General features: G+C 65.7%; 25 protein-coding genes and 4 tRNA genes. 12 read left to right on the top strand and 17 right to left on the bottom strand.

Annotation, left to right across the window (positions count from 1 at the left end; all coding sequences use genetic code 11):
• Nucleotides 1-94: 94 nt before the first annotated feature.
• The 6 genes from HPC46_RS21430 to lmeA form a co-directional block, all read right to left on the bottom strand.
• Nucleotides 95-397, bottom strand: a complete 303-nt coding sequence (locus tag HPC46_RS21430) for a DUF1416 domain-containing protein (RefSeq protein WP_005139213.1) — start codon at nt 395-397, stop codon at nt 95-97.
• 2 nt (nt 398-399) lie between these two features.
• Nucleotides 400-1,233 carry a sulfurtransferase gene (locus HPC46_RS21435; protein WP_179473634.1) on the bottom strand — a complete coding sequence of 278 codons (834 nt, stop codon included), beginning with the start codon at nt 1,231-1,233 and terminating at the stop codon, nt 400-402.
• Nucleotides 1,234-1,267: 34 nt separating this feature from the next.
• Nucleotides 1,268-1,738, bottom strand: coding sequence for a DUF4395 domain-containing protein (locus HPC46_RS21440; protein ID WP_179473636.1), 471 nt, complete (start codon nt 1,736-1,738; stop codon nt 1,268-1,270).
• 89 nt (nt 1,739-1,827) lie between these two features.
• Nucleotides 1,828-1,929, bottom strand: coding sequence for an Ms5788A family Cys-rich leader peptide (locus tag HPC46_RS35975; RefSeq protein ID WP_353619844.1), 102 nt, complete (start codon nt 1,927-1,929; stop codon nt 1,828-1,830).
• A 20-nt stretch (nt 1,930-1,949) separates the two neighbouring features.
• Nucleotides 1,950-2,366 carry a TlpA family protein disulfide reductase gene (locus HPC46_RS21450; RefSeq protein WP_179473641.1) on the bottom strand — a complete coding sequence of 139 codons (417 nt, stop codon included), beginning with the start codon at nt 2,364-2,366 and terminating at the stop codon, nt 1,950-1,952.
• The gene (gene lmeA, locus HPC46_RS21455) at nt 2,363-3,166 is read right to left on the bottom strand and encodes a mannan chain length control protein LmeA (protein WP_179473643.1); all 804 of its coding nucleotides are present in this window, start codon (nt 3,164-3,166) and stop codon (nt 2,363-2,365) included. Before lmeA ends, HPC46_RS21450 begins: the two co-directional genes overlap by 4 nt.
• Nucleotides 3,167-3,357: 191 nt before the next feature.
• On the opposite strand from lmeA, the gene HPC46_RS21460 reads away from it, so the two are divergent.
• The 6 genes from HPC46_RS21460 to pstB all read left to right on the top strand — a co-directional run bounded on the left by HPC46_RS21460 (nt 3,358) and on the right by pstB (nt 9,160).
• Entirely contained in the window at nt 3,358-4,155 is a 798-nt protein-coding gene (locus HPC46_RS21460) for a winged helix-turn-helix transcriptional regulator (protein WP_036421148.1), read from the top strand.
• Nucleotides 4,152-5,084, top strand: a complete 933-nt coding sequence (gene mshD / locus HPC46_RS21465; RefSeq protein ID WP_179473645.1) for a mycothiol synthase — start codon at nt 4,152-4,154, stop codon at nt 5,082-5,084. The genes HPC46_RS21460 and mshD overlap by 4 nt, the downstream gene beginning before the upstream one ends.
• Nucleotides 5,085-5,237: 153 nt before the next feature.
• Nucleotides 5,238-6,362 (top strand): phosphate ABC transporter substrate-binding protein PstS, encoded by a 1,125-nt coding sequence (gene pstS / locus HPC46_RS21470; protein ID WP_179473647.1) that lies wholly within the window; start codon nt 5,238-5,240, stop codon nt 6,360-6,362.
• Nucleotides 6,363-6,395: 33 nt separating this feature from the next.
• Nucleotides 6,396-7,463 carry a phosphate ABC transporter permease subunit PstC gene (gene pstC, locus HPC46_RS21475; protein ID WP_179473649.1) on the top strand — a complete coding sequence of 356 codons (1,068 nt, stop codon included), beginning with the start codon at nt 6,396-6,398 and terminating at the stop codon, nt 7,461-7,463.
• Nucleotides 7,460-8,374 carry a phosphate ABC transporter permease PstA gene (gene pstA, locus HPC46_RS21480; RefSeq protein WP_179473651.1) on the top strand — a complete coding sequence of 305 codons (915 nt, stop codon included), beginning with the start codon at nt 7,460-7,462 and terminating at the stop codon, nt 8,372-8,374. Before pstC ends, pstA begins: the two co-directional genes overlap by 4 nt.
• 9 nt (nt 8,375-8,383) lie before the next feature.
• On the top strand, nt 8,384-9,160 hold the full coding sequence (gene pstB / locus HPC46_RS21485) for a phosphate ABC transporter ATP-binding protein PstB (RefSeq protein WP_179473653.1): 777 nt from the start codon (nt 8,384-8,386) through the stop codon (nt 9,158-9,160).
• Nucleotides 9,161-9,229: 69 nt separating this feature from the next.
• On the opposite strand, the gene phoU is transcribed toward pstB, so the two are convergent.
• The 4 genes from phoU to HPC46_RS21505 form a co-directional block, all read right to left on the bottom strand.
• Nucleotides 9,230-9,895 carry a phosphate signaling complex protein PhoU gene (phoU, locus tag HPC46_RS21490; RefSeq protein WP_179473656.1) on the bottom strand — a complete coding sequence of 222 codons (666 nt, stop codon included), beginning with the start codon at nt 9,893-9,895 and terminating at the stop codon, nt 9,230-9,232.
• Between the two features lie 91 nt (nt 9,896-9,986).
• Nucleotides 9,987-12,008 (bottom strand): LCP family protein, encoded by a 2,022-nt coding sequence (locus tag HPC46_RS21495; protein ID WP_179473658.1) that lies wholly within the window; start codon nt 12,006-12,008, stop codon nt 9,987-9,989.
• Between the two features lie 224 nt (nt 12,009-12,232).
• A complete protein-coding gene (dusB, locus tag HPC46_RS21500; RefSeq protein ID WP_179473700.1) occupies nt 12,233-13,366 on the bottom strand; it encodes a tRNA dihydrouridine synthase DusB in 1,134 nt (377 codons plus the stop codon).
• A gap of 26 nt (nt 13,367-13,392) precedes the next feature.
• On the bottom strand, nt 13,393-14,388 hold the full coding sequence (locus HPC46_RS21505; RefSeq protein WP_005139237.1) for an acyl-ACP desaturase: 996 nt from the start codon (nt 14,386-14,388) through the stop codon (nt 13,393-13,395).
• Between the two features lie 201 nt (nt 14,389-14,589).
• On the opposite strand from HPC46_RS21505, the gene HPC46_RS21510 reads away from it, so the two are divergent.
• Nucleotides 14,590-15,006 (top strand): hypothetical protein, encoded by a 417-nt coding sequence (locus HPC46_RS21510; RefSeq protein WP_325096723.1) that lies wholly within the window; start codon nt 14,590-14,592, stop codon nt 15,004-15,006.
• 139 nt (nt 15,007-15,145) lie between these two features.
• On the top strand, nt 15,146-15,616 hold the full coding sequence (locus HPC46_RS21515) for a hypothetical protein (protein WP_179473662.1): 471 nt from the start codon (nt 15,146-15,148) through the stop codon (nt 15,614-15,616).
• Here the strand turns inward: HPC46_RS21515 and HPC46_RS21520 are convergent.
• A complete protein-coding gene (locus HPC46_RS21520; RefSeq protein WP_179473664.1) occupies nt 15,598-16,194 on the bottom strand; it encodes a TetR/AcrR family transcriptional regulator in 597 nt (198 codons plus the stop codon). The genes HPC46_RS21515 and HPC46_RS21520 overlap by 19 nt on opposite strands.
• A 65-nt stretch (nt 16,195-16,259) precedes the next feature.
• On the opposite strand from HPC46_RS21520, the gene HPC46_RS21525 reads away from it, so the two are divergent.
• Nucleotides 16,260-17,294, top strand: coding sequence for an oxygenase MpaB family protein (locus HPC46_RS21525; RefSeq protein ID WP_179473666.1), 1,035 nt, complete (start codon nt 16,260-16,262; stop codon nt 17,292-17,294).
• A 203-nt stretch (nt 17,295-17,497) separates the two neighbouring features.
• On the opposite strand, the gene HPC46_RS21530 is transcribed toward HPC46_RS21525, so the two are convergent.
• The 4 genes from HPC46_RS21530 to HPC46_RS21545 all read right to left on the bottom strand — a co-directional run bounded on the left by HPC46_RS21530 (nt 17,498) and on the right by HPC46_RS21545 (nt 20,167).
• Complete coding sequence (locus tag HPC46_RS21530; RefSeq protein WP_179473668.1) at nt 17,498-17,656, bottom strand: hypothetical protein; 159 nt, start codon at nt 17,654-17,656, stop codon at nt 17,498-17,500.
• A gap of 115 nt (nt 17,657-17,771) precedes the next feature.
• Complete coding sequence (locus HPC46_RS21535) at nt 17,772-19,256, bottom strand: sugar transferase (protein ID WP_233716550.1); 1,485 nt, start codon at nt 19,254-19,256, stop codon at nt 17,772-17,774.
• A 100-nt stretch (nt 19,257-19,356) separates the two neighbouring features.
• Nucleotides 19,357-20,010: a GAF domain-containing protein gene (locus HPC46_RS21540; protein WP_179473670.1), complete on the bottom strand. Its 654-nt coding sequence runs from the start codon at nt 20,008-20,010 to the stop codon at nt 19,357-19,359.
• Between the two features lie 81 nt (nt 20,011-20,091).
• Nucleotides 20,092-20,167 (bottom strand) — tRNA-Lys (locus HPC46_RS21545).
• A gap of 122 nt (nt 20,168-20,289) precedes the next feature.
• Here HPC46_RS21545 and HPC46_RS21550 point away from each other — a divergent pair.
• The 3 genes from HPC46_RS21550 to HPC46_RS21560 all read left to right on the top strand — a co-directional run bounded on the left by HPC46_RS21550 (nt 20,290) and on the right by HPC46_RS21560 (nt 20,596).
• Nucleotides 20,290-20,362, top strand: a tRNA-Glu gene (locus HPC46_RS21550).
• 48 nt (nt 20,363-20,410) lie between these two features.
• Nucleotides 20,411-20,484 (top strand) — tRNA-Asp (locus HPC46_RS21555).
• Between the two features lie 35 nt (nt 20,485-20,519).
• Nucleotides 20,520-20,596: transfer RNA gene (locus HPC46_RS21560), tRNA-Phe, on the top strand.
• 38 nt (nt 20,597-20,634) lie between these two features.
• Here HPC46_RS21560 and HPC46_RS21565 read toward each other — a convergent pair.
• Nucleotides 20,635-21,789 (bottom strand): tyrosine-type recombinase/integrase, encoded by a 1,155-nt coding sequence (locus HPC46_RS21565; protein WP_179473672.1) that lies wholly within the window; start codon nt 21,787-21,789, stop codon nt 20,635-20,637.
• Complete coding sequence (locus HPC46_RS35065) at nt 21,789-22,025, bottom strand: helix-turn-helix transcriptional regulator (RefSeq protein WP_233716551.1); 237 nt, start codon at nt 22,023-22,025, stop codon at nt 21,789-21,791. The genes HPC46_RS21565 and HPC46_RS35065 overlap by 1 nt, the downstream gene beginning before the upstream one ends.
• Between the last annotated feature and the right edge of the window lie 28 nt (nt 22,026-22,053).

Consider the following 22,053-nt stretch of genomic DNA (forward strand, 5'->3'; position numbering starts at 1 on the left):
CGACCGTTGCGACCAGGAGGATCTCGTAGAAAAGAACCACGATCGTCAGTCTATCCGGGGCACGGGCGGGCGCACCGCCCGAGCCGCTGGGAGACTACGCAACTTTGATGTCGACCTCGTGGATGCCTGCGCCGACCGGCGCCACGGTGGCGTCGCCGTTGCCGACCTTGGACAGTGCACGCACGGTCCAGGTGCCCGGCGCGGCGAAGAACCGGAAGTCACCGGTGGCCGAGGCAACCACCTCGGCAGTGAACTCGTCACTGGAATCCAGCAGGCGCACGAACGCGCCTGCCACCGTCTGACCCGAGTCGTCGACGACGCGACCGGTGATCACGGTTTCCTTCTCCAGGTCGACACCGGCAGGCAGGGTCTGTCCTTGTTTAGGTGCAGAGCACATGATCAACTTCCCAACTCGATCGGGGCTCCCACCAGGGAGCCGTATTCGGTCCAACTACCGTCGTAGTTCTTGACGTTCTTGTGCCCCAACAGTTCCTGCAGCACAAACCAGGTGTGCGACGAGCGCTCACCGATGCGGCAGTAGGCGATGGTCTCCTTCTCGCCGTCCAGGCCTGCCGCCGCGTAGAGCGTGGCCAAATCCTCATCGGACTTGAAGGTGCCGTCTTCGTTGGCAGCCTTGCTCCACGGAACGTTGATGGCGCCGGGGATATGCCCCGGGCGCTGGCTCTGCTCCTGCGGCAGGTGGGCCGGCGCCAGGATCTTGCCGGAGAACTCGTCGGGGGAGCGGACGTCGACGAGGTTCTTGGCGCCGATCGCGGCGATCACCTCGTCGCGGAACGCACGAATGCTGTTGTCGGGCGCCGCGGCTGTATACGTAGTGGCTGGGCGCGGCGCGACATCCGTCACCAGGGGGCGTCCGTCGAGTTCCCACTTCTTGCGGCCGCCGTCGAGCAGCTTGACGTTCTCGTGGCCGTACAGCTTGAAGTACCAGTACGCGTAGGCGGCGAACCAGTTGTTGTTGCCGCCGTACAGGATCACCGTGTCGTCGTTGCTGATTCCCTTGTCGGACAACAGCTTCGAGAACTGCTGCTGGTCGACGAAGTCACGCTTGACCTGGTCCTGCAGCTCGGTCTTCCAGTCCAGTCTGACGGCGCCGGCGATGTGGCCGTCTTCGTAGGCCGAGGTGTCCTCATCGACCTCGACAAAGACGGTGTTCGGCGCGTCGAGATTGCTCTCGGCCCAGTCGGTGGAGACCAGGACGTCGGAGCGTGCCATGAAGTGGTTCCTTTCGGTTGCGGGTCTTGAAGTCTCAAGGGGTGGCCGGAGCCGGGCGCAGCCGGGCTACGAGTGGGTAGAGCTGGCAGCCGAGGCAGATGCCGAAGGCTGCGTTGAGGAACGTGGCGAACAGCGCGAAGGAGGTCGCGATCATGCCGAGCAGGGGCGCGCCGAATGCGAAGCCGGCGACGCCGACGACGGCGAACACCAATCCCACCAATTGGGCGAACTTCAACGGCGGTACCGGTTCCCGCTCGGTGACCGGGCCCAGCCGCGGCGCCACCAGATTGGCGAAGATCAGCCCGTACGGGTGCTGACGCGGCCCGCGCAGCGCACCGATCGTGAATACGACGGCCTGCAGCGCGAGTAGCGCGGCCGCGGCGACGGTGCTGAACCCCGAGATCCCCAACACCGCGATCAGGACGACGGTGGTGACCCACGCCCCGAAGCGCGGGCCGCGGACGTCCACCTGGGCGGGTCTGGTGGTGTTGGTGCTGGTCGACATCGATCTACTCCTGTTGTTCATCGGGCTGGACGGAGGCAAGCCGCAAACGGCCGCTCCAGAGTGGCGGCGCGAACGGAAGGCGCGGCTACTCAGCAGCTACAGCAACAACAGCAACAACCCGCGACGCGGCACAGATCAACTGCGCGACGCTTGGTGAGCGAGAGCTCGAGGCGGGCCGACACGCCAGACATGGTACCCAATGACCGGGGTCTCAGGCCAACAGAGGTTCGACGGCCGAGCGCAGGTCAGCGGCCTTGGGAACCCCAGCCGTGCGGTATCGCTGCCGGCCCTGCGCGTCGAAGATGAACGTAGTCGGTAGCGACATGACCGAAAGCTTGCGCGCGGCAGCCGGATTGGCATCCATATCGATCTCTACGTGAGCGACGTCACGCATGTCGTCGCAGACCTGGTTGACCACTCGGCGAACTCCTGCGCAGGGTCCGCACCACACTGCGCTGAAGTGCACGATCGTCGGCCCGGTCCGGGAAAGTCCCAGCTCGCTGACGTCGACGTCGACCGATTCGGCTTCGCGCACGATGCCCGAACGCCGGTTGTGCAGCACGCCGGCGACTGCGGCGACACCGAGCGCGGCGACGACGGCGATAATCGCGGTGACCGTGGGAGTCATGACTGTTTGAACCCGTCGAGGCGCAGCGTTACTCCCTCGGTGATGCCCTCGATGATGATGTCCGATCCGCGAGCACCCTCAGTGGTGGGACGTACCCCGAACGGCAGCTTCTGGCCTGGCAGGCTGCCGCTGAACGCCGCCAGCACGGCCGGCTTCCGCTCGTCGGGCACCGCCTGGTCAGCCGTGCCGGGCCCGGTCTGCACATCCGTTGCGGTGAACACCAGCGTCGCCTGGTCGTCCCCGGCGATCGAGAGGTCGACCGCGACGCTGACCGGCTTGTCGAAGTCGGCCTTCTTCGGCGTCCCGGTGAACACCAGCCCCTTGTTGCCGGAGATGCCCGACTCGGTGGTGCCGCCGGTCGCGTCGTTGGTCTCCTTCGACGGCGCCTCCACCATCAGGTCCTTGATCCCCATGAACCGGCCGAGGTGGCCGGAGTCGATGATGATGCGGCTCTCCAGCTTGCCGACCGGCAGATCCGCATCCGGCCTGATCAGCCACGATGCCTGGGTGAGGTCGACATCGTGCAGGGTGGCCTCGAGCGAGGCCTTGCCGACCACCGGGTGTCGCACTCCGTTGGCCTTGATCTCGATCTCGTCGAAGTGGTGCTGCATGGCCTGGCGGATGAAGGGAAAGCCCAGGATCGCGACCGACGGGTCGAACGACAGCCCAGCTGCGGTCCGGACCGTGCGGGCCAGCCGGTATTCGGCATAGATCGTCGCCCCGAAATCGGCCCCGACCGCCCCGACCAGCACTGCAAGCACCGTGGCTCCCAGGGTGATCAGCAGCTTCCGCACCTGCATATTCTGGCTCACCACCGTCAGGCGGCCACCGCGTGGGCCGCGGGCTGCATCCGTCGGATCGGCTAAATAGCAGGTAGCGGGTTAAAGTTATGTGACCCATGGTCGGGTAACGGCCATATGTCGCCCATGAGTCTGGTGGGTCAACGCGACGGTGCTGTCGACGATGAGCATCCAGGGCATTGGAGAGTGTGTTGGACCTGCTACTTCTCACAGTCGACCCGCACCCGGAAGCGGTGCTGCCGTCGCTGGCGTTGTTGGCGCACACCGTGCGATCCGCGCCAACCGAGGTGTCGTCGCTGCTGGAGGCGGGCACCGCGGACGTGGCGATCGTCGATGCGCGCACCGACCTGGCCGCCGCCCGCGGCCTGTGCCGGCTGCTCGGGACCACCGGAACATCGGTGCCCGTGGTGGCCGTCGTCAACGAGGGCGGTCTGGTCGCCGTCAACATGGATTGGGGTCTCGACGAGATCCTGCTGCCCAGCACCGGCCCGGCCGAGATCGACGCGCGGCTGCGGCTGCTCGTCGGCCGCCGCGGCGGGACGGCCAGCCAGGAGAGCGCGGGCAAGGTCAGCCTCGGTGAACTCGTCATCGACGAGGGGACCTACACCGCGCGGCTGCGCGGCCGGCCGCTCGACCTGACCTACAAGGAGTTCGAACTCCTGAAATACCTCGCGCAGCATGCCGGCCGGGTGTTCACCCGCGCTCAGTTGCTGCAGGAGGTGTGGGGGTACGACTTCTTCGGCGGCACCCGCACCGTCGACGTGCACGTGCGGCGATTGCGCGCCAAGCTCGGCCCGGAATACGAATCGCTGATCGGAACCGTCCGCAACGTGGGCTACAAGGCGGTCCGTCCCGCCCGCGGCCGTCCCCCCGCGGCCGAGCCCGAATTCGCCGAGGACGACGACGAGGACGGCTTCGACGACGGCGAGGACGTCATCTCGGACACGGTGCGGTCGGCGACCATGTCCCAGCCGCTGCGCAGTCAGTGACGGCGCCGCACTGGCGCACCGCCTTGACTGCGGTCGAGCAACAGCAGGTGCGCGCTGTCATCGAGGCCGCCACCCGAGTCGACGGTGTGGCTCCGGTGGGCGAGCAGGTGCTGCGCGAATTGCCCCACTCGCGCACCAGACATCTGGTGGCCGCCGACGGTGATGCCGTTCTGGGCTATCTCAATCTGACGCCGGGCCGCGATGCCGCGGACGCGATGGGCGAACTCGTCGTCCACCCGGACGCCCGTCGTCGCGGCACCGGGACTGCGCTGGTGCGCGCGGCGATCGACGAGTCCGGGGCAGCGGTGCGGTTCTGGGCGCACGGCACGCTGCCAGCGGCGCGCGCCGTTGCCGACACGCTCGAGCTGGCGGTGGTTCGCGAACTCATGCAGATGCGCCGGACGCTGCGCGATGTACCTGATCTTGTTGTGCCCCAGGGTATTACGCTTCGTACCTATCGGGGTTCAGTCGACGATGCCGAGCTGCTGCGGGTCAACAACGCGGCCTTCTCCTGGCATCCCGAGCAGGGCGGCTGGGAGCAGTCCGAGCTCGACGAGCGCCGCCGCGAGACGTGGTTCGATCCCGAAGGCCTGTTCCTTGCCGTCGACGATGACACCGGCGCATTGCTCGGATTCCACTGGACGAAAGTGCACGCCGACGAGCCCGGGCTCGGTGAGGTGTACGTCGTCGGGGTTGACCCCGCCGCGCAGGGCCGCGGTCTCGGAGGCGCGCTGACCGTGGTGGGCCTGCACTACCTGGCCGAGCGCCTCGGCTCCCACGAGCGGGGAGAGGTCATGCTCTACGTCGAGGCCGACAACACCGCGGCGGTGAAAACCTATGAGCGCCTTGGATTTGCTGTATCCAGCGTCGACACCGCATACCGGGCCTCGCCGTCAGCCGATTCTGGCGCCTGCGGGAGCCACAGCTAGTTAGCGGCTTTTCGCAATGCCCCGTTCATGAACCTGTTCACCTCTCGTTCATATTCCAGGTGGGTTCCGTCCACCCCGAACGCCTAACTTCCCGGGTGGTGCATGCGCTCCTACCGGGGCGAACAGGGCAACACTGTGGAGAAAGTGGGATAGGTGAATCTGAACAGGTTTGGCAAGGCGTTCTTCGTGACCGTGTCAGCGACGGCCATCACCGGCTTGACGCTCACCGCCTGCGGAAGCGACAACAATGCCGGGACGTCCTCGTCGACGGCGTCCGGTTCGTCCAGTGCGTCTGCCGACTGCGGTGGTAAGAACGCCCTGACCGGCGAGGGCTCGACCGCCCAGCAGAACGCCGTCGCGGTGTTCAACCAGGTGTGGGGCCAGAAGTGTGCGGGCAAGAACCTCTCGTACAACCCGACCGGTTCGGGCGCGGGCGTCACCCAGTTCATTGCCGGCCAGGTGGATTTCGCGGGTTCCGACTCGCCGCTGGCCAAGGACCAGGTCGACCCGGCCGCCAAGCGCTGCGGCGGCAACCCGGCCTGGAACCTGCCGCTGGTCTTCGGGCCGGTCGCTCTCGGCTACAACCTGCCCGGCGTCGACAAGCTCGTGGTGAACGCCGACGTGCTGGCCAAGATCTTCAGCGGTGGCATCACCAACTGGAACGACCCGGCAATCGCCGCGTTGAACAGCGGTGTCTCGCTGCCGGATCAGAAGATCACGCCGATCTACCGCTCGGATTCCTCGGGCACCACCGACAACTTCCAGAAGTATCTGACCGCTGCCGCTCCGGAGTCCTGGACCAAGGGTGCGGGCAAAGAGTTCCAGGGTGGCGCCGGTGAGGGTGCGCAGAAGTCGGCCGGCGTCGTGCAGGCCGTGCAGGCCACCCCGGGTGCGATCGGCTACGTCGAGAAGGGCTTCGCCGACCAGGCCAAGGTGGCGATGGCCCAGATCGACACCGGCAGCGGCCCGGTGGCGCTGACCGACGATTCCGCGAAGGTCGCCATCGACTCGGCGAAGTTCGCGGGCGAGGGCAACGATCTGGTGCTGGATCTGAACTCGCTGTACGCGACCAAGGCCGCTGGCGCCTACCCGCTGATGCTGGCGACCTACGAGATCGTCTGCTCGAAGGGCTACGACGCTGACACCGCCGCAGCGGTGAAGTCGTTCCTGACCGTGGCGGCCAACGACGGACAGGCGGGGCTCCCGGCCGCCGGTTATGTCCCGCTGCCGGACGCGTTCAAGCAGCGACTGCTGACCGCCGTCAAAGCAATTCAGTAACAGCGCTGGCGAGGCAGGTCGATTGCGGTGACGATGGAGAGATCAGTGAGCGATGGGGTGGATGTGACCCAAGACGTACCCGGACCTAATCCAGCCGACGCTGGATCCGGAGAAGTCGTGGCTGAGCCCTTCCCGGAGAAGCCTTCGATCCCGACGAACCCGTCCGGACACACCAAGGTGCGGATCGGCGACCGGATCTTCCGGGGGCTGTCCGAAGGTGCCGGCATTTTCGTCATCGCGCTGATCGCCGCGATCGGCCTGTTCCTCGTCTGGCGTGCGGTACCGGCGCTGGGCCGCAACGAGGTGAACTTCTTCACCTACGGCGGCAACTGGGTCACCACCGATACCGCGCACATGCAGTTCGGCATCCTGGATCTGCTGCAGGTGACGGTGTTCGTCTCGCTGTTCGCACTCGTCCTGGCGATGCCAGTAGCGCTCGGTATCGCGATCTTCTTGACCCAGTACGCCCCGCGCCGGGTATCCGGCCCGCTGGGCTACATGGTGGATCTGCTGGCCGCCGTGCCGTCGATCATCTACGGCGTCTGGGGCCTGTACGTGCTGGCCCCGGTGCTCAAGCCGTTCGCCATGTGGCTCAACGGCAATCTGAGCTGGATCTTCCTCTTCGACACCGGCAATGCGTCGGTGGCCGGCGGCGGCACGATCTTCACCGCCGGAATCGTGCTGGCGGTGATGATCCTGCCGATCATCACCGCCGTCACGCGCGAGGTGTTCGTCCAGACGCCGCGCGGTCAGATCGAGGCCGCACTGGCACTGGGTGCGACGCGCTGGGAAGTCGTCCGGACGACGGTGCTTCCGTTCGGACTGTCCGGCTATATCAGCGGCGCCATGCTCGGCTTGGGCCGCGCGCTCGGTGAGACGATCGCGCTGTTGATCATCCTGCGCGGCACGCAGAAGGCGTTCGGCTGGTCGCTGTTCGACGCCGGCTACACCTTCGCCAGCAAGATCGCCTCGGCCGCTTCGGAATTCAATGATCAATACAAGGCAGGCGCCTACATCGCCGCCGGCCTGGTGTTGTTCATCCTGACGTTCGTGGTCAACTCGGCGGCCCGCGCCGCGGTGGCCGGAAGGGGGGCCCGATGACCTCGACGCTCGACAAGCCGGTCAAGGCGCCGACATTCCAGGCGGTGAGCCTGCGGCGCAAGGTGACCAACCAGACCGCCACCGTCCTGGTGACGCTGTCGGTGGTGGTCGCTGTGGTGCCGCTGATCTGGGTGCTGTACTCGGTGGTCACCAAGGGCCTCGGCATTGTCCTCGACAGCACCTGGTGGACGAACTCGCAGGCCGGGATGACGGCCTTCATGGCCGGCGGCGGTGTCTACCACGCCCTGGTGGGCACGGTCCTGCAAGGACTTTTCTGCGCGATCATCTCGATCCCGGTCGGCGTCTTCGTCGGTATCTACCTGGTCGAGTACGGCGGCGGCACCAAGCTGGGCAAGCTCACCACGTTCATGGTGGACATCCTCACCGGCGTTCCCTCGATCGTCGCGGCGCTGTTCATCTACGCCCTGTGGGTCGCCACCCTGGGCTTCCAGCGGTCCGGCTTCGCGGTGTCGCTGGCGCTGGTGCTGCTGATGATCCCGGTGATCGTGCGCTCCACCGAGGAGATGCTGCGCATCGTTCCGATGGATCTGCGCGAGGCCAGCTATGCGCTGGGTGTGCCGAAGTGGAAAACCATTGCGCGCATTGTCATTCCGACGGCACTGTCGGGCATCGTCACCGGCGTCATGCTGGCGCTGGCCCGCGTGATGGGGGAGACGGCACCACTGTTGATCCTGGTCGGCTACTCCCAAGCGATGAACTTCGACATGTTCAACGGATTCATGGGCTCGTTGCCCGGCATGATGTACGACCAGACGTCGGCCGGTGCGGGTGCCAACCCTGTTCCGACCGACCGACTCTGGGGCGCGGCGCTGACGCTGATCGTTTTGATCGCGCTTCTCAACGTCGGTGCGCGCTTCATCGCCAAATTCTTTGCCCCGAAAAAGGTTTAGGAGCTTTCGATGGCCAAGCGGCTTGATCTCAAAGACGTCAACATCTACTACGGCAGCTTCCACGCTGTCGCCGACGTGTCGCTGGCGGTGCCGCCGCGCAACGTGACCGCGTTCATCGGCCCGTCGGGCTGCGGCAAGTCCACCGTGCTGCGCACGCTCAACCGCATGCACGAGGTGATCCCGGGCGCCCGGGTCGAGGGCTCGGTGCTGCTCGACGGTGAGGACATCTACGGCTCCGGCGTCGATCCGGTTGGTGTGCGCAAGACCATCGGCATGGTCTTCCAGCGCCCGAATCCGTTCCCCACCATGTCGATTCGCGACAACGTGGTGGCTGGGCTGAAGCTGCAGGGCGTGCGCAACAAGAAGGTGCTCGACGAAACCTGCGAGCGCTCGCTCAAGGGCGCCAACCTGTGGAACGAGGTCAAGGACCGGCTAGAGAAGCCCGGTGGCGGCCTGTCCGGCGGTCAGCAGCAGCGCCTGTGCATCGCCCGTGCCATCGCCGTGCAGCCCGACGTGCTGCTGATGGACGAGCCGTGTTCGGCGCTCGACCCGATCTCCACGCTGGCGATCGAGGACCTGATCGGTGAGCTCAAGCAGGAGTTCACGATCGTCATCGTCACGCACAACATGCAGCAGGCCGCCCGCGTCAGCGATCAGACCGCATTCTTCAACCTGGAAGCCACCGGCAAGCCCGGCAAGCTGGTCGAGATCGACGACACCGAGAAGATCTTCTCCAACCCGAGCCAGAAGGCCACCGAGGACTACATCTCGGGCCGCTTCGGCTAGGCCGACCGCAGAACGAAAAATCCGGTATCGCACTGCGATACCGGATTTTTCGTGCTTCGAGGCGAAGCCTCAGTAGGTCGGAATCTCTTCCTCTTCGGGCAGACGGCCGGTGACCTGGAAGATCACTCGCCGGGAGATCTCCACGGCATGATCGGCAAAGCGCTCGTAGAACCGGCCCAGCAGTGTCACGTCGACCGCGGCGGCCACGCCATGCTTCCACTCGCGATCCATCAGCACGGTGAACAGATGCCGATGTAGATCGTCCATCGCGTCGTCTTCCTCGCGGATGCGACGGGCCTTCTCCGGATCCCGGGACAGCAGGACCTCTTGCGCACTATTGCCCAATTCGACTGCAACACGGCCCATTTCGGCAAAGTAGCCGTTCACTTCCTCGGGCAGCGCGTGCTGCGGGTGCCGACGGCGGGCGATCTTGGCGACGTGCAGTGCCAGAGCTCCCATCCGGTCGACATCAGCGACGATCTGAATCGAGCTCACGATCGCCCGCAGATCGCCGGCCACCGGCGCCTGCAGAGCCAGCAGCACGAAGGCCGCTTCCTCGGCGCGGGCGCTGGCCGAGGAGATCTGATCGTGGTCGGTGATGACCTGTTCGGCGAGCACCAGGTCGGCCTGGAGCAGCGCCTGAGTCGCCCGTTCCATCGCGACCCCGGCCAGCCGACACATGTCCGCCAGCTGGTTGGTCAGAGCATCGAGTTGCTCGTGGTACGCGGTCCGCATAGCTCCCACCCTACTTTCTGCCTGTGCGCTCAGTATGTGCAGGCAGGGTGAACGAACGGTGAATGAAAGCAAACCCCTCGTGCGGGCGGCGCTATTCGCAGGTGACGTCCGCTGCGTTGGTGACGGTGAGATCCTCGGGCAACTGGGTGGGGGTGCTGTTGGAGTTGTGACTGACGTGAACGCTGACCGTCGATCCGCTCGGCGGCGGGGCTCCGACGGCGCTGAAATCGGGGCCGAGAACCACCTGCACGGTGTTCTTCAGGCCGTCCACCCGCTCCATCTGTGCGTTCGGGAATGCTGCGGCCACCGTGGCGGCGGCCTGCTCATTGCCCGCCGAGAACATGATTGTCGTCGAGTTGACGGCGCTGCCGGTGTAGTCGTCGGGTTGCAGCACGCGGAAACCGTGTTCGCGCAGTGCGGCGGCCGCGGTGGCGCCCAGCCCGTCCTGGCCGGTGGCATTCGAGACCTGCACGCTGATGTCCTGCGGATCGGTGGTCACCGCGTTGACCAGCTCGGTCTGGGTGGTTTCGGCAGGCTGCTCGGTGGGATTCGGTTTGGCGGCCTGCAGGGTCTGCTGCGCCGCGGTCAGCGGGCTGGTCGTCGCGTTGGTGTCGTTCTCGCCGGGCAGCGGATCGTCGTTGATGATCGCGTCGAACAAGCTGCGGATGTCCTCGGTGCGCGGCGGCTCGTTGCCGTCGGCGTCGGTGATCCCGGTGGTCGGGACGGTGACGAAGGTGATCCGGCCGGCGTTGACGCCCTGCAGTGACTGCCCGAGGTCGACGAGGTCCTTCGTCCGGACGTTGTCGACGTAGGTGTCGTCGATGAACATGTTGACCACGTTGTTGAGTTTGCTGAGGCTGAACAGCGTGTCCTTGGAGATGATCGAGCGCAGCAGCGAGGACAGGAACAGCTGCTGGCGTTTGATCCGGCCGTAGTCACCGTTGACCTCGGTGGTGACCTGGCGGGCGCGCACGTAGTTCAGCGCGGTGTGCCCGTCGAGCGTTTGGTGCCCGGCACTGGCGAGCACCGTACCCAGCTCGTAGTCATCCAGCGGGGTGGTGCTGCACACGTCGACCCCGCCGAGGGCGTCGACCATCTTGGAGAACCCGGCGAAGTCGACCGCCATGAACCGGTTGATCGACAGGCCCGACATCTTCTGGATGACCTTGACCAGGCACTTCGGTCCGCCGTAGGCGTACGCCGAGTTCAGCTTCGTCTCGGTGTAGCGGTAGTCGTCACTCATCTCGCCGGTGAACTTGTCGAGAACCGGACCGTACTTGCCGCTGTCGGGGTCCCAGGCCTGGCAGTAGGCCGGCGTGATCGCCAGGTCCCGGGGGAAGGACACCGCGACGACGCGCTTGCGGTCGGCGGGGACGTTGACCAGCATGACGGTGTCCGAGCGGGCGCCATAGGCATCCTCAGTTGTGCCGGCACCGATCTCACCGTTGGCGCCGGTCCGGGTGTCGACACCGACGATCAGGAAGTTCTCGTCGCCGAACTGGGCGTTGGGATCGACGATGTCGCGCGAGTCGGGATCCAGCGCCGCGACGTTGCGCAGCAGGTCGTTCTTGGTGGACTGCCACTGCCAGGCACCGCCGGTCAGCACGAGGGCCGACACCGCGAAGATCGCCGCCGCCGACCGGCCGGCCACCAGGACGGGCTTGAGTGCCGCGCTCGTCTTTTTCTTCGCGCGCCGGGGCGCCTCGGCCGGGTCGGGGTCGGCGACCAGCGGGCCCCTGGCGCGGTTGAGCGCCTCGAGGTCGGGCACTTCGTCGGCGTAGGCGGCGATCGCGACGGGAATGGGCACCGTGAGATCGGCGGAGTCGTCGAAGAATGGGCGTTCTTCTGTTTCGTCGGCGGGCGGGGCTTCAGAGCGACGGTGAGTGGGCTCGACCGCGGGGGCGGAGCCCGACAGCTTGGCGATCAGGTCAGCGACGGCCACGCCCTGGGAGTGGTTACCGCTTGGCGAGTCCGTGTCCGGGGCGCGGTGTGATGCTGCCGACGCCCGCTCCCACGGGGCGGCTCCGGCGCCCGATCGGGGTGCCCGGGCCACCCGCTCGCCGTCGTCGGGCGCGCGGTGCTGGCCAGGCGTGGCGTTGCCGCCATCACTCATGTTCCAGTCGCCTCCGACTCTGGTGCGGTCTTGCGCGTTCACGCGCGTGCGGTTGTATCGCCAGTGCGGCCGGGCGCCGATGCGCGGCCGTCTCAACCGTTCTATGTCTTGTAGCAGTACTCGGTAGGGGTCCGCCACTCCAGCGGTCCGCACAACAAGATCATCATCGTACTGAGACAACCCCGCCGGCCGCTAGCTCGCACAGATGTCGAGACCGTCTCGGTTCAGCCGCCGGAGTGCATGACATCGGCGCCTGCCGGCACGGTGCAGTCGTCCGGATCGTCGAGCCAGCCCTCAGGGAGTGTGACGGACGTCGCAGATCCCTGACGTCCGCGCGGCCCGGTCGCTGCGTCGGGGAACGGGACGTCGCGATCGAGCTTGCCGAGCAGGCTGTCGAGCTCGGCCAAGGTCTTGACCAGTGCCAAAGCTCGCCTGACCTCGGCGCCGGCCGGAAATCCGTGCAGATACCAGGCGACGTGCTTGCGGATGTCCCGCATGCCCTTGTCCTCGCCGAAGTGATCGGCCAGCAGTTCGCCGTGGCGGCGGACGATATCGGTGACCTCGCCCAGCGTCGGGGGCGTCGGCGTGGGCGAGCCGGTGAAGGCTGCCGAGAGTTCGGCGAACAGCCACGGCCGGCCCAGGCATCCACGGCCGATGACGACTCCGTCACATCCGGTCGAAGCCATCATCGCCAGCGCGTCGTTGGCCTCGAAGATATCGCCGTTGCCGAGCACCGGAATCGTGCTCACCGCCTCCTTGAGGCGTGCGATCTCGTCCCAGTCGGCGGTTCCCGAGTAGCGCTGGGCGGCGGTTCTGGCGTGCAGCGCGACGGCGGCGGCGCCTTCCTGTTCGGCGATCCGGCCGGCGTCCAAGTGCGTGCGATGGGCGTCGTCGATCCCGATCCGGAACTTCACCGTCACGGGTACCGAGGTGCCCTCGGTCGCGCGGACGGCGGCCGCCACGATCTGACCGAACAGGCGCCGCTTGTAGGGCAGTGCGGCACCGCCGCCGCGCCGGGTGACCTTGGGCACCGGGCAGCCGAAGTTCATGTCGATGTGATCGGCGAGGTCCTCGGTGACGATCATCCGGGCGGCTTCATAGGTGGTGGCCGGGTCCACGGTGTAGAGCTGCAGCGAGCGCGGCGATTCCTGCGGGGCGAACGTCGTCATGTGCATCGTTACGGGGTGCCGCTCGACGAGGGCGCGGGCGGTCACCATCTCGCAGACGTAGAGCCCGCTGACGGTTCCGGCCCGGGCTTCCTCGAGCTCGCGGCACAGCGTGCGGAACGCGACGTTGGTGACACCGGCCATCGGCGCCAAGACAACCGGGCTGCGGAGGGCGAAGGGCCCGATCCGCAGCCCGGTGGCGGCAGGTGCAGTGTCGACTATGTCGCCGCCCCTGCCAGTGCCTTGGCGCTGCGCTTCTCGGCCAGGCGTGCGTCACGTTCGAGCTTGCGCATCTTGGCCTCCTCGAACTTGTCGCAGGTCTCTTCGAGCTCCTTGATCAAAACCGCCAGGTCGTCGCGCATCTCAGCGGCTTCGCCGGTGAAGTCGTCGCGCTCGAAGATGCGCCACTTCTTGAGCACCGGCATCACCACATCGTCGAGGTGGATGCGCGGGTCGTAGACGCCGCCCATGGCGATGACGACGGCCTTGCGACGGAAATCGGGCACGGTGTAGCCGGGCATCTTGAAGTTCTTCAGCACCCGGTGCAGCGACTTCATCGCCTGGTTCGGGGCCACGTCGAAGCCGGCCTCGCTCACGTCGCGGTAGAAGATCATGTGCAGGTTCTCGTCATTGGAGATCCTGGCCAGCAGCTGTTCGGCGACCGGGTCACTGCAGGCCTTACCGGTGTTGCGGTGCGACACCCGGGTGGCCAGCTCCTGGAAGCTGACGTACATGACGGAGTCGAACAGGCTCTCGGCGAACAGATCGCCCTGCTGGTTCTGGCCCGGGGAGAAGCCGCGGGTCATCTGCTCCATCCGCAGCTCTTCGAGCTCGACCGGATCGCAGTTGCGGGTGACCACCAGGTAGTCGCGAATCGAGATTCCGTGGCGGTTCTCCTCGGCGGTCCACCGGTTGACCCAGTAGCCCCACGGGCCGTCCATGGAGAAGTTCATCGCGATCTCGCGGTGATAGGCAGGCAGGTTGTCCTCGGTGAGGAGGTTCTGGATCAACGCCGTGCGCGCGACTTCGGACAGCTTGGACTGCTCGGGATCCCAGTCCTGGCCGCCGAGTGCGTAGTAGTTCTTGCCGTCCGACCACGGGATGTAGTCGTGTGGGTTCCAGTCCTTCATCATCGTCATGTGGCGGTTGATGAGCTTCTCCGCCACCGGTTCCAGCTCACGCAGGAGATCGAGGTCGGTCAGGTCTTGCGACATGGACCCTCCAGTTATCTGTGCCTAGTGGTTGCACTCAATATATCTGTGTATCTCGGTGACATTCAAGTTCCGCGGCCTGGCATGTTGTTCAGGCCCGGGGTCTGGGACGGCGCGATAGGCTGCTGGCCTATCAGTCGGGGGCGTTTTGTGGTGTGTCTTGGGGGAGCAATGAAGCGATCTGCCATCGGTATGGGTGCCGTCGTGGCCGCCGGTTTCGCCCTGGCGCTCGCGGGCGTCGCGCACGCGGACAACGAATACGCCGGCCAGACGTACGCCGAAGCGCAGCAGGCAATTCAACAGACGGGTGGCACCGACACCATCGCCACCGTCGTCGGCGATCAACTGCCCACCACTCAGTGCCAGGTGACGGGCTCACGAAACGCGAGCTTCTTGGACGCCAGCGGCACCAATCCGGGTGGTCGCGTGCTTCTGGATCTCAATTGCAATGAAGGTGTCGCAAGCCCCGGGAATCCCGGCAACTCGGCAGCTAGTCCTCAGGGTCAGCAGACTTTGCAGGATCAACAAGCCCAGCAGCAGGCGCAGCAGCAGCAGAACGTGGGCGACGAATTGCTTCAGTCCGGCGACGCGGCCCAGCCGGTCCCGATACCTGGCAGATAACCGAAGACGCATTGCGTATCGGCCCTCGACTTTCAGTCCTGCGAGGTCCGATCCACTGGAGTACCATTTGCGCACTGGTCCCACCAGTGTTTCGTACGCTAATGCACAGGCAACGCACATGTCCGGAGGTCGTAAGAACGTGAAGAAGCAATTGACCATTGGCATCTGCACTGCTGGTGCTGCCGCGGCGTCCTTCGCGATGTTCGGAACCGGTGTTGCTTCTGCAACCAACGAATACGCGGGTATGACGTATGCGGACGCCGCGCAGGCGATCAGTGACGGTGGTGAGTCCGCGACCATCGCGACCCGGATCGGCACGTTCCTGCCGACCGACCAGTGCATCGTCACCGGATCGCGCAGTGCCGACTTCCTCGACTCCAGCGGCGTCAATGGCGGTGGCCGCGTATTGCTTTACCTGAACTGCAACAACACGTTCAGCACTGCTGGCGTGCCGGGCAACTCAATCGGTAGCCCCGAAGGCCGCGCGGCCCGCTCCGACTACGAGGAGAAGCTGGCCGAGCAGCAGGCCGAAGCGCAGCAGAGCGAGTCCAGCGAGCTGCTGGAGACCGGCGATGTCCCGGGTGAGGCCGGTCAGGTCGCCGGCGGATAACTCGCCGTACGGGTCAGCAGTAAGTCGACGCAATAGTCGATGAACTGCTCGCGCGACGCTGCCAATCGGCCGTCCAAGTAGGCGGTGAACAGTGCCGTCAGCGCGCCGATCAGGCCGGTGGCCATCATCTTCTGCAGCACCGGGTCGCTGATCGCGGTCAGCTTGCTCTGCAGCAACTCGATGAAGCTCGGCATCCATTCCGCCCCGGAGTGGATCAGCACGGCTTCCATCTGCGGCGCCAACAACAGCACGCGTCCACGCACCGGATCGTCGACCATGAGAGCCACGAACCGTTCGACGGCCTCCCGGGGCGTGCCCGCCGACATCAGCGCGGCCATCGCGCGATTGCACACGTCGTCGTAGACGGCCCGCACGAATTCGTCCCGGTCACCGAAGCTCTCGTAGAAGTAGCGTTCGGTCAGGCCGGCATCCCGGCAGACTGCGCGCACCGTCAGCGCCGGGCCGTCCGCGCTGCCGAGCAGGGTCACCCCGGCGGCGATCAGCTCGTCGCGGCGGCGCGCCTGCCGGTCCGGCAGGGGGACACCCGACCAGCGGCCCCGTCGTTGACCCGACGTCACATCGCTCCTAAGCTCATGGTGACAACGCATGTAGTCAAAATGCCCCGCCCTGGGAAGGTCATCAGTTGAGTCAAGATACGTCCGACGCGTGCCCGGCCACCAGCGAGGGCGCGCCGGGGGCCACCGGCTGCCCGGTGACCCGGGGGACCTATGACGCCCCGCCCGCTGCGCTCGGACCTGACTCACTGACGTGGAAATACTTCGGCGACTGGCGTGGACTGCTGCAGGGCCCGTGGGCCGGCTCGATGCAGAACATGCACCCTCAACTCGGTGCCGCGGTCGAAGAGCATTCGATCTTCTTCATGGAGCGCCTGCCTCGCCTGCTGCGGTCGCTGTACCCGATTGGCGGCGTGGTGTTCGACGGCGAACGCGCGCCGATGACGGGCGCCGAGGTGCGCGACTACCACATTCCGATCAAAGGTGTTGACGCCCAAGGCCGTCGGTACAGCGCGTTGAACCCAGACGTCTTTTATTGGGCGCACTCAACGTTTTTCATGGGCACCATTCTGACCGCCGAGCACTTCGGGGGCGGCCTCACCGAAGACGAGAAGCGCCAGCTGTTCGACGAGCACGTCACCTGGTACCGGATGTACGGCATGAGTATGCGTCCGGTGCCCGCCAGCTGGGAGGAGTTCAAAGTCTACTGGGACCACATGTGCCGCAATGTGCTGGAGAACAACTACGCCACCCGCGAAGTGCTCGACCTGTCTACAATGCCGAAACATCCCTCGCTGCAATGGATTCCGGACTTTCTATGGTCGGCCTATCTCAAGGTGCTCGGGCCGTTCGCGGTGTGGATCACGGTCGGCCTCTACGATCAGCCGGTCCGCGACCTCATGGGCTACTCGTGGTCCAAGCGCGACGAGCGCCTGCATCGGCTGTTCGGCCGGTCGGTCAACCTGGCTTTCAAACTGCTGCCCACACGGCGCCGCATGCACCCCCGTGCCCGCGCCGGCTGGGACCGGGCCACCGGCAGGATTCCCGTCGACGCTCCGTTGGTCCACACTCCGTCGCGCAATCTGCCACCAGTAGGGGAGCGCGACAACGGAATTCACTATCTCGGTGCGGCCTGCCCGGTCCAGAAAACGCAGTCTGCATAGCCGGAAGACGCAGACCATCTCCTTTGCCGGCTGGCGATCTGCCGGGCGCAGCAACCTCGGGGACTGAGCAAGCGATCCTTGCCGGCGCAAGTTTTTGAGTGCACCGTGCTTGGCGACGCGGGGAATGGGCGGAGGTCCGGTATGCAGGCTTTCGCGGTGGATAGCGATCGCGGTCGACCGGGACCGTGTTGCTGACGTGACCGTCAAATACTTTGTGCGGCAGAGAAACCCCAACACATCACCGCATACGACGCGGCAAAAGCGATGTCGTCGATGTCGTCTTCATTGCCGCCGAGTCGCCGAACCTGCTCGGCGATGGCAAAGCGAATAACGTCGGTCGATGTGACGGCGGGGTGACTCATGTCTACTCCTGTGACGCGTGTGAATCGGGACTCCACCGCTCCCCGATGCGTTAGCTGTCTTGTACCCATGCCGGGTATTTTTCACACGCCAGCTAACCGCGTCGTTATCGAAGTTTTATTCGGCCCGTCGCAGGACAGCCGGGATGGTCAGCGCAAGGATCTTCAGGTCGAGAGCAAGGGACCAGTTCTCGATGTAGTAGTTGTCCCACTCGGCGCGATCGGCGATGGATGTCTGCCCCCGCAAGCCGTGCACTTGAGCCCAGCCGGTGACCCCGGCTCGGACGCGATGCCGTTCGCCGTACCGCTGGATCTGAGCCTCGAACAGCTCGACGAATTCCGGTCGCTCGGGCCGCGGGCCCACCAGGCTCATCTCACCCTTCAGCACGTTGATGAACTGCGGCAGTTCGTCCAGTGAGGTGGCGCGCAGGATCTTGCCGATCTTGGTGCGCCGGTCGACGCCTTCGACGCCGCCGGGCGCGGCGCCGGTCTTGAGCTGGAACCCGGGATCGGTGTCCTCTACGGCTCGCATCGAGCGGAACTTGAGGCAGCCGAACGGCCGGCCGTCGCGCCCGACGCGCGGCTGGCTGAAGAAGACCGGCCCCGGCGAGCTCAGTTTCACGAGCAGCGCGAGGGTCAGGAACACCGGCGAGATCAACAGCAGGAGGACGGCGGCCATCACGCGGTCGAAGATGTGTTTGACCGCGAACTGCCAGCCGCGGGGATCGGTGTGGGGCAGTGCGAGCAGAGGGGTACCGCCCACGTGCTCGATCCGTGCCCGCTCACCGATCGTGTCGAACATGCGCGGCACGACCCAGACGCGCAGTCCGTTCTGATGGGCGGTGCGGACCACATGGGTGAGCACCTGGTCCTGGGTTCGGGAGAAGGCGATGACGACGTTCTGGGCGCGGGTCAGCCGGATTGCTTCGTCGATGTTGTCCGGCGGCCCCAGCCAGGGGAGATCGGGGCGCGGATCACCCGGCTGGCCGAACCACGGCTCGGCGTCGACGATGCCGACCGGGGCCAGGCCGTACTGCGGAAACTCTTCCAAGCGGCTGATGATGTGCCCCGCGACGCGGCCGTTGCCGACGATGAGGGTCGGAGCCTGCAGATGGTCGTGTCGGCGCAGGCTCCGCTGAATCACCACCCGCACCAGCCGCCCGAACGGCATGAGCAGGGCGGCACAGAGCCAGATCTTCAGCACGGCGGCGCCCGGACGACCGGTTTCGTTGCTGAGCACCAAGCCGCCGAGCAGGAACATCGTCGCGATCGCGACGGTCGCCTCGATGGGCCCGATCTCGTCGAGGAATTCCCTGTTGAGGCGCCGCCGGTACACCCCCCGCACGGCCAGCATGAAGATCACGACGGGCACATACAGAAAGGCCAGCCAGAGGTTGGGCGGATAGTCGTTGGTCGACACCGCCCATCGCACGCCGATGATCGTTGCCACCGTGGCCGTCAAGGCGTCGATCGAGACGGTGATGATCGTGCTCAAGGGATCGGAGCGCACCCGCTCGGCAAATGTCTTCCGCCGGGCGGGCAGCGTGCCGCTGTTTATCGCTGTCGCCGGCTCATTGTCAACGTGAAGGGTCCGTATCGCCATGACCGCTCACATCACCTGCCGCACCACATGGCGGACGCTACCCGATTTTGCTACCCGTCGAGCCATGTATTCCCCCCGCGTGGCGAAAGATTGGCAACGATCATCTACCGCGCGGATCGGCGAGTAGCCGCTGGCGCGCAACGTCGGCCAGGTCGTTGAGGATCTGTACCTGGCCACTGGACCAGTGCCGCGGACGAGTGTCCCAGGTGCACAGCGTCCCGGCCACATGACCTTTGCTGTCGATCAACGGAATTCCGGCGTAGGCCAGGATCCCGTCGCGAACTGCCGGATGATCCGCCAGCAGGGGGTGGGCCCTGGTGTCGTCGACGATCAGCGGCTCCCGGCTGGCAACCGTGAACTTGCAGATCGACATCTCCAGCGGCGCGACACGGGGCATGGCCTCGTCGCTCGTGTTCGATCCCGCCAGCACCTGCCGGTCGGGATAAACGATCGACACCGCCGCCATCTGGGTGCCCAGGGCCTCGGCCACCAAGACCGCGACTCGATCGAGTGTCGGGTTGCGGACGTCGTCGTAGGTGCCGAGACGTTCGAGTGACTCCAACCGCTCGGGGTCGGACACCGCGTCGTTGATGATCTCGTCGACAGCGCTCTGCTCGCCGGAGAGGAGGTCGACCACCGCTTGCACGGTCTGGTCGTGCTCGGGCCCGGCCAGTCGGGCGATGACGTGTCGCCCGGTGACTCGGTCGACGCCGCGGCGCGGACCGTCCGCAGGCTGCGGCGCCGTGTCATTCATGTGGTTCACGATAAGTCACCCCCGACGGCGACGGGCCATCTCGCGACGGACTGCTCCGGTGAAACCTTCGTTGGCCCAATGTGGTGCCCCCACCAGGGCTCGAACCTGGGACCTGCGGATTAAAAGTCCGTAGCTCTACCGACTGAGCTATAGGGGCGCGTGGCACAGAATACTGCCTCCGGCGGGGTCGCTCGGTTTTGGGATTGTGCCTGCCGTGCCCTAAGCTAACGACGCTCTAACGTGCACTCGTTGTGAGTACCCCGGAGTGATTCGGTTCTGGCCCCCATCGTCTAGTGGCCTAGGACGCCGCCCTTTCACGGCGGTAGCACGGGTTCGAATCCCGTTGGGGGTACGCGTGACGGCGGTATCGTCGGAGCGAGCAGTACATGCAGGAGAGCAAGGCCCTGTGGCGCAGTTGGTTAGCGCGCCGCCCTGTCACGGCGGAGGTCGCGGGTTCGAGTCCCGTCAGGGTCGCAGTGTTTCGGCGTAAGGCAGCTCGGTTGCCTTCCGGCCAGGTAGCTCAGTTGGTACGAGCGTCCGCCTGAAAAGCGGAAGGTCGCCGGTTCGATCCCGGCCCTGGCCACCATTCTTTACCTGCATCGACACGGGTATTGCACTCGGTTGTCAGTTTTCTTTGTCCGGTTCTTGTCCGGTCTTCTGTATGTGAATCTCGTTCGCGTGGAGCTGATCGAGGTTGGTTGCAACCTGGTCCAGCTCGTCGGAGTAGAGGTCGCTGTAGATGTTCGCGGTCACGGTCGGCGTGGAGTGGCCCATGGTCTTCTGTACGTAGCGAAGGTCAGCGCCGGACTTGCGGGCCAGGCTTGCATAGGTATGGCGCAGATCGTGGATGGTCAACGGAGCCAAGTTGGTTTTCTTCAGGGCTTTGTTCCAATGCGTGTGCCGGCGCCAGTTGTTGGACCGCAGCATCGCGCCGTTGGGCGACGTGATGGCGGGCTGGTCGGGTGCCCGCCCACCGATCCGCGTTTTGAGGATGTCGACGACAACTTGGGGGAGCGGGACTGTGCGGATGCCGGCGCGGGTCTTTGGTGGCCCGATGATGATGCGGCCTTCGACTTCGGGAGCGGCCCGTCGGACGTAGAGGCGGCGGGCGGTCAAGTCGATGTCCTTGACCCGGAGGCCGACTAGTTCGGACCAACGCAGGCCGGTGTAGGCGAGGATGGTGACGACGTCGCCTTGGTCTCCGCACGCGGTGGCGAGCGTCTGGACCTCCGGTGCACTGAGGTATCGGTGACGCTCCCGCTCGGGAATGCGGCCCGCGGAGACACCCAGGGCTGGATTGCGGTGAATTCGGCCGTCCTGGTGCGCGACGTCGAGGATCGAGCGCAGGAGACGTAGCGTCGACACCTTCGCCCACGGCCCCACGGTCAGGTCGTCAACGAACGTTTGAACTTCTGTGCGGGTGATCTCGTCGACTGGCACGTGGCCGAACCGCGGTTTGATGCGCAGTTCCCAGTGCTGGGTGTAGCCGCTCCAGGTCTTCGACGACACCGCTGGTTTCTTGGAGTCGGAGAACTGCGTCCAAATCCGGTGCAGCGGTGTGCGGCCCAGGCGAGGGTCGAACCGACGTGCGCCGAGCGCGGCCTCGTTGTCGCGTTCGGACTTGAACGCCTTGGCCTCGCGCAGCGTCGGGAACGTGGCTGACGTTTCGACCCAGCCGGATGGGACGTCGGGGTCACGGATCAGGTAGCGGACTTGGTAGCGGGCCTCCCCGGCGGCGTTGAGGCGCTTTCGGATGCCGCGCGGTGTGTTGCCGGCCACTACCGGCGCACCTGCTTTAGCCAGGAGCGGACTTCGGCTGCATCCCACCTACGGACTCGTTCGGAAAGGGTGTAGCACGGCGGTCCGATTTGTTCGCCGGTTGTCTCGCGGAGAGCAGCCCAGCGGTTGAGTGTCGCGGCAGAGACGCCTAGGAGCGCGGATACCTGATCTGCGGTCAGCAGTTCGGGAAAGCTGCCGGTGGACATGAGTGCTCCCCGGAGACCGTGAATCGCCATGGTTTCACCTCGTTGCTTGGATCGAGTC

The sequence above is a fragment of the Mycolicibacterium vinylchloridicum genome (genome assembly GCF_013404075.1).
Lineage (GTDB): Bacteria > Actinomycetota > Actinomycetes > Mycobacteriales > Mycobacteriaceae > Mycobacterium > Mycobacterium vinylchloridicum.

Bases quoted from the DNA above. Each gene is read 5' to 3' on its own strand.
- HPC46_RS21430 (WP_005139213.1), bottom strand. From the start codon at position 397: ATGTGCTCTGCACCTAAACAAGGACAGACCCTGCCTGCCGGTGTCGAC.
- HPC46_RS21435 (WP_179473634.1), bottom strand. From the start codon at position 1,233: ATGGCACGCTCCGACGTCCTGGTCTCCACCGACTGGGCCGAGAGCAAT.
- HPC46_RS21440 (WP_179473636.1), bottom strand. From the start codon at position 1,738: ATGTCGACCAGCACCAACACCACCAGACCCGCCCAGGTGGACGTCCGC.
- HPC46_RS35975 (WP_353619844.1), bottom strand. From the start codon at position 1,929: ATGTCTGGCGTGTCGGCCCGCCTCGAGCTCTCGCTCACCAAGCGTCGC.
- HPC46_RS21450 (WP_179473641.1), bottom strand. From the start codon at position 2,366: ATGACTCCCACGGTCACCGCGATTATCGCCGTCGTCGCCGCGCTCGGT.
- lmeA (WP_179473643.1), bottom strand. From the start codon at position 3,166: ATGCAGGTGCGGAAGCTGCTGATCACCCTGGGAGCCACGGTGCTTGCA.
- pstC (WP_179473649.1), top strand. From the start codon at position 6,396: ATGGAGAGATCAGTGAGCGATGGGGTGGATGTGACCCAAGACGTACCC.
- pstA (WP_179473651.1), top strand. From the start codon at position 7,460: ATGACCTCGACGCTCGACAAGCCGGTCAAGGCGCCGACATTCCAGGCG.
- pstB (WP_179473653.1), top strand. From the start codon at position 8,384: ATGGCCAAGCGGCTTGATCTCAAAGACGTCAACATCTACTACGGCAGC.
- phoU (WP_179473656.1), bottom strand. From the start codon at position 9,895: ATGCGGACCGCGTACCACGAGCAACTCGATGCTCTGACCAACCAGCTG.
- HPC46_RS21495 (WP_179473658.1), bottom strand. From the start codon at position 12,008: ATGAGTGATGGCGGCAACGCCACGCCTGGCCAGCACCGCGCGCCCGAC.
- HPC46_RS21505 (WP_005139237.1), bottom strand. From the start codon at position 14,388: ATGTCGCAAGACCTGACCGACCTCGATCTCCTGCGTGAGCTGGAACCG.
- HPC46_RS21530 (WP_179473668.1), bottom strand. From the start codon at position 17,656: ATGAGTCACCCCGCCGTCACATCGACCGACGTTATTCGCTTTGCCATC.
- HPC46_RS21535 (WP_233716550.1), bottom strand. From the start codon at position 19,256: ATGGCGATACGGACCCTTCACGTTGACAATGAGCCGGCGACAGCGATA.
- HPC46_RS21540 (WP_179473670.1), bottom strand. From the start codon at position 20,010: ATGAATGACACGGCGCCGCAGCCTGCGGACGGTCCGCGCCGCGGCGTC.
- HPC46_RS35065 (WP_233716551.1), bottom strand. From the start codon at position 22,025: ATGGCGATTCACGGTCTCCGGGGAGCACTCATGTCCACCGGCAGCTTT.